Annotated in this window: 12 protein-coding genes and 2 tRNA genes; 12 read left to right on the top strand and 2 right to left on the bottom strand. The window is 55.4% G+C overall.

Features of this window, described 5'->3' with window-relative positions:
* Positions 1–30: 30 nt before the first annotated feature.
* Positions 31–507 carry a transcription elongation factor GreA gene (greA, locus tag I6L35_RS01770; RefSeq protein WP_005343528.1) on the top strand — a complete coding sequence of 159 codons (477 nt, stop codon included), beginning with the start codon at positions 31–33 and terminating at the stop codon, positions 505–507.
* A gap of 76 nt (positions 508–583) precedes the next feature.
* Here greA and I6L35_RS01765 read toward each other — a convergent pair whose 3' ends face one another.
* Together I6L35_RS01765 and yhbY are read right to left on the bottom strand one after the other, a co-directional pair.
* Positions 584–1,165: a PilZ domain-containing protein gene (locus I6L35_RS01765; RefSeq protein ID WP_216979376.1), complete on the bottom strand. Its 582-nt coding sequence runs from the start codon at positions 1,163–1,165 to the stop codon at positions 584–586.
* Between the two features lie 103 nt (positions 1,166–1,268).
* The gene (yhbY, locus tag I6L35_RS01760) at positions 1,269–1,565 is read right to left on the bottom strand and encodes a ribosome assembly RNA-binding protein YhbY (protein ID WP_033114153.1); all 297 of its coding nucleotides are present in this window, start codon (positions 1,563–1,565) and stop codon (positions 1,269–1,271) included.
* A 97-nt stretch (positions 1,566–1,662) separates the two neighbouring features.
* On the opposite strand from yhbY, the gene rlmE reads away from it, so the two are divergent.
* The 11 genes from rlmE to infB all read left to right on the top strand — a co-directional run bounded on the left by rlmE (position 1,663) and on the right by infB (position 12,891).
* Entirely contained in the window at positions 1,663–2,292 is a 630-nt protein-coding gene (gene rlmE / locus I6L35_RS01755) for a 23S rRNA (uridine(2552)-2'-O)-methyltransferase RlmE (protein WP_216979375.1), read from the top strand.
* A gap of 45 nt (positions 2,293–2,337) precedes the next feature.
* Entirely contained in the window at positions 2,338–4,284 is a 1,947-nt protein-coding gene (gene ftsH / locus I6L35_RS01750) for an ATP-dependent zinc metalloprotease FtsH (RefSeq protein WP_042060094.1), read from the top strand.
* Positions 4,285–4,343: 59 nt separating this feature from the next.
* Positions 4,344–5,189 carry a dihydropteroate synthase gene (folP, locus tag I6L35_RS01745; RefSeq protein WP_216979374.1) on the top strand — a complete coding sequence of 282 codons (846 nt, stop codon included), beginning with the start codon at positions 4,344–4,346 and terminating at the stop codon, positions 5,187–5,189.
* Positions 5,190–5,204: 15 nt separating this feature from the next.
* Positions 5,205–6,539, top strand: a complete 1,335-nt coding sequence (glmM, locus tag I6L35_RS01740) for a phosphoglucosamine mutase (RefSeq protein ID WP_005338823.1) — start codon at positions 5,205–5,207, stop codon at positions 6,537–6,539.
* 131 nt (positions 6,540–6,670) lie between these two features.
* Positions 6,671–7,435 (top strand): triose-phosphate isomerase, encoded by a 765-nt coding sequence (gene tpiA / locus I6L35_RS01735; protein ID WP_216979373.1) that lies wholly within the window; start codon positions 6,671–6,673, stop codon positions 7,433–7,435.
* Complete coding sequence (secG, locus tag I6L35_RS01730; RefSeq protein ID WP_005343541.1) at positions 7,436–7,762, top strand: preprotein translocase subunit SecG; 327 nt, start codon at positions 7,436–7,438, stop codon at positions 7,760–7,762.
* Positions 7,763–7,769: 7 nt separating this feature from the next.
* A tRNA-Leu gene (locus I6L35_RS01725) sits at positions 7,770–7,854 on the top strand.
* Between the two features lie 91 nt (positions 7,855–7,945).
* Positions 7,946–8,022 (top strand) — tRNA-Met (locus I6L35_RS01720).
* A 166-nt stretch (positions 8,023–8,188) separates the two neighbouring features.
* On the top strand, positions 8,189–8,647 hold the full coding sequence (gene rimP, locus I6L35_RS01715; RefSeq protein WP_033137779.1) for a ribosome maturation factor RimP: 459 nt from the start codon (positions 8,189–8,191) through the stop codon (positions 8,645–8,647).
* Between the two features lie 14 nt (positions 8,648–8,661).
* The gene (gene nusA / locus I6L35_RS01710) at positions 8,662–10,161 is read left to right on the top strand and encodes a transcription termination factor NusA (RefSeq protein WP_216979372.1); all 1,500 of its coding nucleotides are present in this window, start codon (positions 8,662–8,664) and stop codon (positions 10,159–10,161) included.
* Positions 10,162–10,185: 24 nt separating this feature from the next.
* Positions 10,186–12,891, top strand: a complete 2,706-nt coding sequence (gene infB / locus I6L35_RS01705) for a translation initiation factor IF-2 (protein WP_005343549.1) — start codon at positions 10,186–10,188, stop codon at positions 12,889–12,891.
* Positions 12,892–12,926 lie beyond the last annotated feature (35 nt).

Raw genomic sequence — 12,926 nt, 5'->3', positions numbered from 1 at the left:
TTCTATTTTCAAGCAACCCAGGTTTCGACTATGAATCATACTCCGATGACTGTTCGCGGCGCTGAGAAGCTGCGCGAAGAGCTCGATTATCTCAAGACCGAGCTTCGTCCCCAGATTATCGAAGCGATTGCCGATGCCCGTGAGCACGGCGATCTTAAGGAAAACGCCGAATACCATGCCGCTCGCGAGCAGCAGGGGTTCTGTGAAGGTCGCATTCAGGAGATTGAAGCCAAGCTCTCCAATGCGCAAGTGATCGATGTCACCAAGATGACCAACAACGGCCGCGTTATTTTTGGCGCGACGGTGACTCTGCTCAAGAGCGAGACAGAGGAAGAGGTGGTTTACCGCATCGTGGGTGACGATGAGGCTGATATCAAACAGAACCTCATCTCTGTCAACTCCCCCATTGCCCGAGCCCTGATTGGCAAGGAAGTGGACGATGTCGCAATCGTCAAGACCCCTGCTGGCGATGTGGAATACGAAGTACTGGAAGTCGCTTATATCTAAGCGAATGCTACATACGATGAAACAGGGGGGCTGGAGCTCCCCTGTTTGTCTTTATCTATATGATTGTTGATAAAAATCAGGACAGATACGCCTCGGTAAAGGCGTCTTGATGGCGCTGGAACAGCCAGTGGCGCAGCCGTTCGATGTTGCTCTCGCTCATTTGAAAGCTCAGCGCCCAAGTGGCATGGTCGGCATTGGCTTTGATGCGCCTTACCAGTCGTCCCTGCAGTGGAAGAGGGGCCTCTTGCTCGATACAGAGCTCGCCGTTGATGGGGGTATCGGCCACCATGTCGATTGGCAAATTTTCCACTATGAGTCCATTAAGGGAGAGGCTGAGTACCTGAAACAGGCCGAACTCGCTGCAAAGCTTGGCTTTTTGGGCAAGACGCCAGGCGCGCGGTTGCGCAAACCCCAGCTCCCTGATGACCGGTGCAGATAACCGGGGCTCGACGAAGCCATCTTCCCCTTGGGTAAAGGTCAGGGGAAATCTCAGCTGATGGCCTGCAAAGCGGGCTTCGAGTACAAGGTGGTCGGCTTTTTGCAACAAGCCAAGCATGGGGGCATCGAGGTGACCACTCAGAACATGGGCGTCCTGATTGCTCCCCAAGTCCCGCAGCATGGCCAGCTCATCGTCGGTCAGAATAGGATGGTGAGCCATAATGCGTGTCCGGAAGTATTCATCGCAGGTTAAGGGCTTTGCGACTACTTTGGCAAGCGACTCGGGAAGAAGTGGAATAAGGAAAGAGCAATGCTCTTTCCTTTTACTTGCGGGGCAGCTGGATTTTGGGTTCGTTGGCCTGACGATAAATGGTCAGCACATGGCCCATGCTCTGTACTTTGACTGAACCGGTCTCACGGACAATGGCATCCATAACCAGTTGTTTCATCTCGCGATCTTCAGAGGCAACCTTAACCTTGATCAGCTCGTGATGGTTCAGTGCCAGATCGATCTCGGCCAGTACGCCTTCGGTCAGACCATGCTGACCCAGCAGGACGACAGGTTTGAGGCTGTGGGCAAGGCCCTTGAGGTACTGTTTCTGTTTGTTGTTGAGAATCATCGCAATTTCTTCATAAGTCAGGGTTGAAAGGGGCGTATTCTACCCCCACTTAGCCCTTAATACTAATAACCCTTGTGGTTTTTTAAAGTCGATTATCATGACCCAGAAAAAACATTCCCCCAGTTCAACCCGCTGGTTAAAAGAGCATTTTGACGATCAATACGTCAAAAAAGCCCAGAAGTTGGGACTGAGATCCCGTGCCGTGTTCAAGATCGACGAGATCCAGGGCAAGGACAAACTGCTCAAGCCGGGCATGACGGTGGTAGATCTGGGGGCGGCCCCAGGGGGCTGGTCACAGTTCGCCATCGACCAGGTCGGTGACAAGGGCCGGGTGATCGCTTGCGATATTCTGCCTATGGATTCCATCGCTGGTGTCGATTTCCTTCAGGGCGACTTTCGGGAGGAAGCTGTACTGAGCGCGCTGCTGGAACGGGTCGGCCCGGACAAGGTGGATGTCGTCATGTCCGACATGGCGCCAAACATGAGCGGTACCCAGCAGGTGGATCAGGCACGTTCCATGTATCTGGTCGAACTGGCGCTGGATATGTGCAATCAGGTATTACGAGCTGACGGCAGTTTCGTGGTGAAAGTGTTTCAGGGGGAGGGGTTTGATGCCTATCTCAATGAAATTCGTCAACTTTTCACCACTGTCAAAATTCGTAAACCAGACTCGTCCCGCGCTCGTTCACGGGAAGTCTACATTGTGGCTACCGGTTTTAAACTGTAGTACCCTAACCTTCATCGTTAACTGTCAGTCTGCGAGGTTACTGATTTGAGTGACATGGCGAAAAACTTAATCCTGTGGCTGGTCATCGCCGTCGTTTTGATGTCGGTGTTCAATAGCTTCAGCCCCAGCGATACCACCAGTCGCCAGCTGGACTATTCCAGCTTCGTTAAAGAGGTGACCCAAGAGCAGATCCGTGAAGTGCGGATGGACGGTAAGGTCATTAATGGCGTCAAGCGTACTGGTGAACGATTCACCACCATCATCCCTGCGCCGGATCCCCAGCTGCTCAACGACATGCTCAATCACAATGTCAAAGTGATGGGCGAGAAGCCGGAAGAGCCGTCTCTGTTGACCTCTATCTTTATCTCCTGGTTCCCGATGCTGCTGCTGATCGGTGTCTGGGTCTTCTTCATGCGTCAGATGCAGGGCGGCGGTGGCAAGGGTGCCATGTCGTTTGGCAAGAGCAAGGCGCGCCTGATGAGCGAAGATCAGATCAAGACCACCTTTGCGGACGTTGCAGGTTGTGATGAAGCCAAGGAAGAGGTGAAGGAGCTGGTCGACTATCTGCGCGACCCGAGTAAATTCCAGAAACTGGGCGGCAAGATCCCGACCGGTGTGCTGCTGGTTGGTCCTCCCGGTACCGGTAAGACCTTGCTGGCCAAGGCCATTGCGGGCGAGGCCAAGGTGCCGTTCTTCACCATCTCCGGTTCCGATTTTGTGGAGATGTTCGTTGGTGTCGGTGCCTCCCGAGTGCGTGACATGTTCGAACAGGCCAAGAAATCATCCCCCTGCATCATCTTCATCGATGAAATTGATGCGGTCGGTCGTCAGCGTGGCGCCGGTCTGGGTGGTGGTCACGATGAACGTGAGCAGACCCTTAACCAGATGCTGGTCGAGATGGATGGCTTTGAAGGCAATGAAGGCATCATCGTCATCGCTGCCACCAACCGTCCTGACGTACTGGATCCGGCACTGCTGCGTCCGGGCCGTTTCGACCGTCAGGTTGTGGTCGGTCTGCCGGATGTCCGTGGTCGCGAGCAGATCCTGAAAGTGCACATGCGCAAAGTTCCGTTGGCGGATGACGTAAATCCGGCGCTGATTGCCCGTGGTACCCCCGGTTTCTCCGGTGCGGACTTGGCCAACCTGGTCAACGAAGCAGCACTCTTCTCTGCCCGTGAGAGCCGCCGAGTGGTCTCCATGGCCGAGTTCGAGAAAGCCAAGGACAAGATCATGATGGGTGCGGAACGTCGCTCCATGGTGATGAAAGAGTCCGAAAAAGAGATGACTGCGTATCATGAAGCCGGTCACGCCATCATTGGTCGTCTGGTTCCGGATCATGACCCGGTTTACAAGGTCTCCATCATTCCGCGCGGTCGTGCGCTTGGTGTGACCATGTATCTGCCGGAGCAGGATCGCTGGAGCCACTCCAAGCAGCATCTGGAGTCAATGATCTCCAGTCTGTATGGCGGTCGTCTGGCAGAAGAGCTGATCTACGGTGCCGAGAAGGTTTCTACTGGCGCTTCCAACGACATCGAGCGAGCGACTGAAATTGCCCGCAAGATGGTGACCCAGTGGGGTATGTCCGAGCGTCTCGGCCCGATGCTCTATGCGGAAGAAGATGGTGAAGTGTTCCTTGGTCGCAGCATGGCCAAGGCCAAGCACATGTCCGACGATACCGCTCGCGTTATCGATGCAGAGGTCAAGCAGGTCATCGACCGCAACTATGCCCGTTCCAAGCAGATCCTGCTGGATAACATGGACGTGTTGCACAGCATGAAAGATGCGCTGATGAAGTACGAGACCATCGACGCCAAACAGATCGATGATCTGATGGCTCGTCGCGAGGTACGTGCTCCGAGCAACTGGCATGACGAGCACGGTGATACCCCGCAAGGCGGTTCCACTGTGGCTGCCGAGGCCAAGCCTGCCGATGAGGCTGCACCGGTGGCGGATGTCACTATCGACAAAGCCAACGACGCGCCGGCCAAATAATCGTGACTCTCCAGACCCCGGGCTTGCCCGGGGTTTTTCTTTATCAGATGGACGTGAAAATGCAGTTAACCAGCAAGGGGCTTAGCCTCTCCCTCGATCGTCCCCATGTGATGGGGATCCTCAATGTGACGCCCGACTCCTTCTCCGATGGTGGTAATTTCAACCAGCTTGAACGGGCAATGGCCCATGCGCGCCAGATGGTCTCTGACGGTGCGACCCTCATCGACATCGGTGGCGAGTCTACCCGCCCTGGCGCGCCCGATGTGAGCGAGCAGGAGGAGCTGGACAGGGTCATTCCTGTCGTGGAGCAGATGGCCCGTGAGCTGGATGTGATGATCTCCCTTGATACCTCCAAAGCTGCTGTGATGCGGGAGGGTTGCAAGGCGGGAGCCCATCTGATCAACGATGTGCGGGCACTGCAGGAGCCTGGAGCACTGCAGGCAGCGGCCGAGGCTGCTGTGCCTGTCTGCCTGATGCATATGCAGGGGCAGCCGAGAACCATGCAGGTCGAGCCCCATTATGACGATCTGATCGGAGAGGTGCGCGCCTTTTTTGAGCAGCGCATTGCCGCTTGTCTGGCAGCCGGGATCCAACGCGAAGATCTGTTGCTGGATCCGGGATATGGCTTTGGCAAGACCCTTGCACACAACTATCAGCTGTTGGCGGCCCAAAAGGAACTGCTTGATTATGGCTTGCCGCTATTGGTGGGGATGTCGCGAAAGTCTATGATAGGCAACCTGCTGAACCGCCCTGTGGGTGAGCGTCTGGCGGGCAGTCTGGCATGCGCCCTTATCGGCATGCAGCATGGGGCCCGCATCATCAGGGTACACGATGTACGGGAGACCATGGACGCATTGCGCGTCGGTTGGCTGGCAATGACGGGACAAGATTTTATTTCCAGATAATAAAGAGAACAGACAATGGCAAGAAAGTATTTCGGCACAGATGGTGTGCGCGGCAAAGTCGGCGAATACCCGATCACCCCTGACTTCGTGATGAAATTGGGTTGGGCTGCAGGCAAAGTGCTCTCCAAGAAGGGCACCAAAAAGGTGCTGATTGGCAAAGATACGCGAATCTCTGGCTATATGCTGGAATCTGCGCTGGAGGCGGGCCTCTCTGCGGCAGGCCTTAAGGCCATTCTGATGGGGCCCATGCCCACCCCGGCGGTTGCCTACCTGACTCGCACTTTCCGTGCCGAAGCTGGCATCGTCATCAGCGCCTCCCACAATCCATTCTATGACAACGGCATCAAGTTCTTCTCCGCCGACGGCACCAAGCTGCCTGATGATGTCGAGCTGGCTATCGAAGCCGAGTTGGATCACGAGCTCAAGTGTGTCGAGTCGGCCGAACTTGGTAAAGCGGTGCGCATTGATGATGCCGCCGGTCGCTATATCGAATTCTGCAAGAGCACCTTCCCCTCCCACATGAATCTGGATGGGGTGAAAATGGTGGTGGACTGCGGTCATGGCGCTACTTACCACATTGCGCCGTCGGTTTTCCGCGAGCTGGGTGCTGAAGTGATCACCATGGGCTGTGCCCCGGATGGCCTCAATATCAACGATGGTGTTGGTTCGACTGCGCCTGACGCTCTGGTTGCCAAGGTGCTGGAGTGCAAGGCTGATCTGGGGGTTGCCTTTGATGGTGACGGTGACCGTCTGATCATGGTTGACCATACCGGCTATCTCATCGACGGTGATGAAGTGCTCTATATCATCGCACGGGATGCCTTGCGCAACGGTCGTCTCAAGGGCGGTGTCGTCGGTACCCTGATGGCCAACATGGGTCTGGAACTGGCGTTGCAGACACTGGGTATCCCATTTGCCCGTGCCAAGGTAGGCGACCGCTACGTGCTGGAGATGATGGAAGAGAAGGGCTGGCGTATCGGTGGCGAGAACTCCGGTCACATCATCTGTCTTGATCAGACCACCACGGGTGATGGCATCGTGGCCGCTTTGCAGGTGCTCACTGCCATGCGTAGTGCCGAGATGCCGCTAGCCAAGCTGCGCTCCGGCATGAGCAAGTTCCCGCAGGTACTGGTCAATGTTCGTTTTGCCGAAGGCAAGGATCCGCTGGCCGCTGATGCTGTCATGGCTGAGGTTGCCAAGGTGGAACAGGAGCTGGCTGGTCGTGGTCGCGTACTGTTGCGTAAATCCGGTACCGAACCACTGATCCGGGTCATGGTCGAAGGCGAACATGAACAGCAGGTGCGTGACATGGCTCAACGCATCGCCAAACAGGTCGAGTCGGCGTTTTAATGAACAAATAGGGCGGCTTTTTAGCCGCTCTGGTTGTATCTTGTTCAAACGATTCGAAAATTTAAAAATAGCACTTGTCAGCTGAGCATCCTCTGGATATTATCAGCCCCGCTTTCGCAAGGGAGTTGCCGATGGGACATCGCAAGCCGTTTGTAGCAGCCAACTGGAAGCTGCACGGTAGTAGGTCGCAGTTAGAGCAGTTTACGAGTCAGTGCCTGAGCGGTGTTGACGAAAAAGTAGATGTGGTTCTCTGTCCTTCCCATGTGCATCTCGATTTTAGCGCTTCACTGCTCAATGAGCAGAAGGTGATAAAGTTGGGGGCTCAGAATGTGAGTCAGCACGCTACTGGCGCTTACACCGGAGAAATCTCGTGTCAGATGCTGGTTGAGGCAGGGTGTCGTTACGTATTGGTAGGACACTCCGAGCGCAGGCGTCTCTTTGGTGAGACCAGTTTTATCGTCGCAGAGAAGTTTGCGGCAGCCAGAGCGGCAGGCTTGATTCCCATCCTCTGTTTAGGTGAGTCAGGGGCGGCTAGGCAGGCGAGAAGAACCTTCGAGGTGATCGCTGAAGAGCTGGATATCGTCATAGAGAAAAATGGCGCGATGGCTTTCGATAATGCTATCATCGCCTACGAGCCGATTTGGGCTGTAGGTACAGGTAAATGCGCCACACCCGAGCAGGCACAAGAGGTTCATTCCTTTATACGTGGTCGCTTGGCGGAGGATACTCCGGTAATAGGTGAGAAAGTTAGGATCATCTATGGTGGGAGCGTAACGCCGAGCAATGCGAGAGATTTGTTTGCCCAACCCGACGTAGACGGCGGCTTGATTGGCAGAGCGAGTCTTGATAGCGATGCGTTTTTAGGAATTGTTGAAGCGGCAAAGGGTGCAAGTTAAATGTACGAGATTCTTTTGGTCGTTTATCTGCTGGTTTCACTGGCTCTGATTGGTCTGGTGATGATTCAGCAAGGTAAAGGGGCTGATATGGGCGCCTCGTTCGGCGCAGGGGCATCGAATACTGTATTCGGCTCCAGTGGTTCAGGCAGTTTCCTGACCAGAACAACAGCGATTTTGGCTACTCTGTTTTTCGTAATCAGCCTGGTGCTCGGCTCTATGTCCAGCAACAAGGTAAAACAGGGTAGTGAATGGGAAAATCTGCAACAAACCCAACAGGTTGAGCAGACCAAAGCGCCAGTGAAGAAAGATACTGACGTTCCCGAGTAAGAGTTTTGCCGTGGTGGTGGAATTGGTAGACACGCTATCTTGAGGGGGTAGTGCTCTAGGGTGTGCGGGTTCGAGTCCCGCCCACGGCACCAATTAAGTAGTGACCCGGGTGACCGGGTGTATTATAGCCAGTCAGTCTTGTACCGAGAGAGTGAAGTGGCTATAATCTCGCACGATTTCGGACGCGGGGTGGAGCAGCATGGTAGCTCGTCGGGCTCATAACCCGAAGGTCGTCGGTTCAAATCCGGCCCCCGCAACCAAATTTCACGCATTTCCTACGCTCAGGAAGGCGGTCGCTGCGAGGCGACAATCAGGGTAAAGCGCCAAGCCCCGATTTGACATCGGGGCTTTTTGTTATGTGCAATTTACTCTGAATCGATCTCTATCTGGGCTTTATGCCCTTTTTTTGTTTTTCGGAGGGTGACTTTGGCTACGTTGGAACAACGTTTGACCGATCTGCTCGAGGCTCCGGTCGTTGCCTTGGGTTTTGAACTTTGGGGTATTGAGTTTATCCGTGCGGGTAAACACTCCACCTTGCGTGTCTATATTGACGGCGAGCAGGGTGTGACTGTCGAGAACTGTGCTGAGGTCAGCCATCAGGTTGGCGCCATCATGGACGTCGAAGATCCCATCACCGAGGAGTACTACCTCGAGGTATCTTCCCCAGGTCTGGATCGTCCGTTGTTCAAGGTTGCCCAGTTCGAAAAATACGTTGGCCAAGAGGCGGCGGTAACGCTTCGGATGGCAACAAACAACCGCCGCAAGTTCAAAGGCGTAATCAAAGCTGTGCAAGGCGACATGATCACCCTGACAGTAGATGGTAAGGACGACGTGTTGGCTTTCACCAATATCCAAAAAGCGAACATAGTGCCGAACTTTGGTTAACGAGGCTATCGGATATGAATAAAGAGATTTTGCTGGTCGTTGACGCAGTATCCAACGAGAAAGCGGTACCCCGCGAGAAGATCTTCCAGGCTCTGGAAACCGCGCTGGCGACTGCGACCAAGAAGAAATATGAAGGCGAGATTGAAGTTCGGGTCGAAATCGATCGCAAGACTGGTGACTACGACACCTATCGTCGCTGGCTGGTAATCGCAGATCAAGCCGCGATGGAGAACCCTTACGCCGAGATTACCCTGGAAGCTGCTCAGATTGATCAGCCGGATATCCAGGTCGGTGAATATGTTGAAGACCAGATTGATTCTGTCACCTTCGACCGTATCACTACCCAGACCGCCAAGCAGGTTATCGTGCAGAAAGTGCGCGAAGCGGAGCGTTCACAAGTAGTTGATCAGTTTAAAGATAAAGAAGGCACCATCATCAGTGGTGTCGTCAAGAAGAGCAACCGCGACAACGTCATTCTGGATCTGGGCAGCAATGCTGAAGCCGTGATCTTCCGTGATGACATGCTGCCGCGTGAAACCTTCCGCCCGGGCGACCGTGTCCGTGGCCTGCTCTACGCAGTACGTCCAGAAGCCCGTGGTTCCCAGCTGTTTGTCAGCCGTTCCAGCCCGGACTTCCTGAAAGAGCTGTTCCGTATCGAAGTACCGGAGATCGGCGAAGAGATGATCGAAATCATGGGCGCTGCCCGTGACCCGGGTTCCCGCGCCAAGATTGCGGTGAAGACCAACGATCGTCGTATCGACCCGATCGGTGCCTGTATCGGTATGCGTGGTGCCCGTGTGCAAGCTGTCTCCGCAGAGCTGAGCGGTGAGCGTGCAGACATCGTGCTGTACGATGACAACCCGGCCCAGTACGTGATCAATGCCATGGCACCTGCCGATGTGGCCTCCATCATCGTTGATGAAGACAACCACACCATGGATATCGCCGTGGAAGCTGCCAACCTGGCCCAGGCCATCGGTCGCAATGGTCAGAACGTGCGTCTGGCCTCCCAGCTGACCGGTTGGGAGCTGAACGTGATGACCGTCGAGGACATGCGTGCCAAGCACCAGGCCGAGAACGACCGCATCATGAACCTGTTCACCAGCACCCTGGATATCGATGACGATTTTGCCGGTCTGCTGATGGAAGAGGGCTTCTCGACTCTGGAAGAGATCGCCTTCGTGCCGGTTAACGAGTTGCTGGCTATCGACGGTCTGGATGAAGACATGGTCGAAGAGCTGCGCAAGCGTGCCAAAGATGCCCTGACTACCCAGGCGCTGGCCAAAGAGGAGTCTTTTGATGGCGTCGAGCCGTCCGAAGAGCTGCTCAATCTGAACGGTCTGAGTCGTGAACTGGCATACGCTCTGGCGGGCCGCGGCGTGGGTACCCTGGAAGATTTGGCTGAGCAAGGTATCGATGACCTTGCTGGTATTGAAGGGCTGACTGCCGAGAAGGCGGGTGAGCTCATTATGGCTGCTCGCAATATCTGTTGGTTCGGAGAAGAGCAGTCTTAAGTAAGATCAAACGGAGGAAAATGAATGGCAGAAGTATCAGTCAAACAACTTGCCACTGACATCGACACACCGGTTGATCGTCTTCTCCAGCAGTTTGTCGATGCCGGTATCAGCAAGAGCAAGGCCGACGACATGGTCAGCGAGTCTGAAAAGCAGACTCTGCTGGCACACCTGAAGAAACAGCATGGAGGTGACGAGGTCGCCGCTCCTGCCCGCATGACTTTGCAGCGCAAGACCAAGAGCACCATCAGTGTTCAGGGAACCGGCGGCAAGAACAAAGAAGTGCAGGTGGAAGTTCGCAAATCTCGCACCTATGTAAGACGCTCGGCGCTGGAAGAAGAACAGCGTCAGGCGGAAGCCGAGGAAAAAGCGCGTTTGGAAGCAGAAGAAAAAGCTCGTCGCGAAGCCGAAGAGAAGGCTCGCCTCGAAGCTGAAGAGAAGGCTCGCCGTGAGGCTGAGCAGGCTCGTCGTGAAGCTGAGGAAAAGGCGCGGATCGAGGCACAACAAAAGGCTCGACAGGCTCAACAGCCCGCCAAAGCAGCCAGTAGCACAGCTCAGCAAGAGGCAGAAAAGATGGCCAAGCGCGAAGCAGAAGAACTGAAGCGCCAACAGGAACAGACAGCTTTGAAAAAAGCTGAAGAACTCGCCGCGAAGAAAGCCGAAGAGGCTCGCATCATGGCGGAACAGAACGCAGCCCGCTGGGCTGAAGAAGAAGCTGCTCGTGCCAAAGAGAGCAGCGATTATCACCTGACAACCAACAAGCATGCGCAAGCTGCAGAAGACGAGCTGGATCGCAAAGAAGAGACCAGCCGTCGTACTGCCGCTGCCGCGGTCAAGGCACCGAAAAAGGCGGGTCGTCGCGATGATGATCGCAATGATCGCAACTCCCGTGATCCGCGTGCCCGTAAAGGCAAACGTGGCAAGGTCGCTACCCCGAACGCCATGAAGCATGGCTTCAACAAGCCGGCTGCCGTGGTGAACCGCGACGTTGTCATCGGTGAGACCATCACCGTGGCCGAGCTAGCCAACAAGATGGCCGTCAAGGGCGTTGAAGTCATCAAGGCGATGATGAAGATGGGAGCCATGGCCACCATCAACCAAGTGATCGACCAGGAGACCGCTCAGCTGGTCGCCGAGGAGATGGGTCACAAGGTTGTGCTGCGTCGTGAGAATGAGCTGGAAGAGGCGGTACTGTCCGATCGTGACGAGACCTCCGAAGCCAAGCCGCGCGCACCTGTCGTTACCATCATGGGTCACGTTGACCACGGTAAGACCTCGCTGCTCGACTACATTCGTAAAGCCAAGGTTGCTGCTGGCGAAGCCGGTGGTATTACCCAGCATATCGGTGCTTACCACGTCCAGACCGACAGTGGCATGATCACCTTCCTGGATACCCCGGGTCACGCGGCGTTTACCTCCATGCGTGCTCGTGGTGCCAAGGCGACCGACATCGTGGTCCTGGTTGTTGCAGCTGACGACGGCGTGATGCCGCAAACCATCGAAGCAATCCAGCACGCCAAGGCGGCCGGTGTGCCGCTGGTTGTTGCGGTCAACAAGATCGACAAGCCTGAAGCGGATCCGGATCGCGTCAAGACCGAGCTGGCCCGTTACAACGTCATGTCCGAAGATTGGGGTGGAGACTGCCAGTTCGTGCACGTATCTGCCAAGTCCGGTCAGGGTATCGACGATCTGCTGGAAGCCATCCTGATCCAGGCTGAAGTACTGGAGCTGAAAGCGGTGGTTGACGGTATGGCCAACGGCGTCGTGATCGAATCCTTCCTGGATAAAGGTCGTGGTCCGGTTGCTACCGTACTGGTACAAGAAGGTACTCTGCGTCAGGGCGACATCGTTCTGTGTGGTCTCGAGTACGGCCGTGTTCGCGCCATGCGTGACGAACTGGGTCGCGAGATCAAGGAAGCGGGTCCGTCCCTGCCGGTGGAAATCCTGGGTCTCTCCGGCGTTCCCTCTGCCGGTGACGAAGCCACTGTTGTCCGTGACGAGAAGAAAGCCCGTGAAGTGGCGCTCTATCGTCAGGGCAAGTTCCGCGAAGTCAAGCTGGCTCGCCAGCAGAAGGCCAAGCTGGAAAACATGTTCGCCAACATGACCGAGGGCGAAGTGTCCGAAGTAAACGTGGTGATCAAGGCCGACGTACAAGGTTCTGTGGAAGCGATCTGCGATGCGCTGGTCAAACTCTCCACCGACGAAGTGAAGGTGAAGATCGTGGGTTCCGGCGTAGGTGGTATCACCGAAACCGACGCGACCCTGGCTGCTGCTTCCAGCGCCATCCTGGTTGGTTTCAACGTCCGTGCCGACGCGTCTGCGCGCAAGGTCATCGAATCCGAGAGCCTGGATCTGCGTTACTACTCCGTCATCTATGACCTGATCGACGAAGTGAAGCAGGCCATGAGCGGCAAGCTGGCCCCTGAGTATCGTCAGGAGATCATCGGTCTGGCCGAAGTGCGTAGCGTCTTCAAGTCTCCGAAGTTCGGCGCAGTTGCCGGTTGTATGGTTACCGAAGGTGTGGTCAAGCGTTCCAACCGTATCCGCGTTCTGCGTGACAACGTGGTTATCTATGAAGGCGAGCTGGAATCCCTGCGCCGCTTCAAGGATGACGTCAACGAAGTTCGCAACGGCTACGAGTGTGGTATCGCGGTCAAGAACTACAACGACGTGCGTGAAGGCGACCAGATCGAAGTTTACGAGACTGTTGAAATCCAACGGACTCTGTAAGCCGAGAGTTAGACAAAATAGGGGGCCGCGGCCCC

This window comes from Aeromonas sp. FDAARGOS 1405 (assembly GCF_019048265.1).
GTDB classification, from domain to species: Bacteria; Pseudomonadota; Gammaproteobacteria; order Enterobacterales; family Aeromonadaceae; genus Aeromonas; species Aeromonas veronii_A.
This window is presented reverse-complemented; position numbering and strand designations above follow the sequence as displayed.

Excerpts from the sequence above, each read along its gene's own strand:
- greA (WP_005343528.1), top strand. The coding sequence starts at position 31 with ATGAATCATACTCCGATGACTGTTCGCGGCGCTGAGAAGCTGCGCGAA.
- I6L35_RS01765 (WP_216979376.1), bottom strand. The coding sequence starts at position 1,165 with ATGGCTCACCATCCTATTCTGACCGACGATGAGCTGGCCATGCTGCGG.
- yhbY (WP_033114153.1), bottom strand. The coding sequence starts at position 1,565 with ATGATTCTCAACAACAAACAGAAACAGTACCTCAAGGGCCTTGCCCAC.
- rlmE (WP_216979375.1), top strand. The coding sequence starts at position 1,663 with ATGACCCAGAAAAAACATTCCCCCAGTTCAACCCGCTGGTTAAAAGAG.
- folP (WP_216979374.1), top strand. The coding sequence starts at position 4,344 with ATGCAGTTAACCAGCAAGGGGCTTAGCCTCTCCCTCGATCGTCCCCAT.
- glmM (WP_005338823.1), top strand. The coding sequence starts at position 5,205 with ATGGCAAGAAAGTATTTCGGCACAGATGGTGTGCGCGGCAAAGTCGGC.
- tpiA (WP_216979373.1), top strand. The coding sequence starts at position 6,671 with ATGGGACATCGCAAGCCGTTTGTAGCAGCCAACTGGAAGCTGCACGGT.
- secG (WP_005343541.1), top strand. The coding sequence starts at position 7,436 with ATGTACGAGATTCTTTTGGTCGTTTATCTGCTGGTTTCACTGGCTCTG.
- nusA (WP_216979372.1), top strand. The coding sequence starts at position 8,662 with ATGAATAAAGAGATTTTGCTGGTCGTTGACGCAGTATCCAACGAGAAA.
- infB (WP_005343549.1), top strand. The coding sequence starts at position 10,186 with ATGGCAGAAGTATCAGTCAAACAACTTGCCACTGACATCGACACACCG.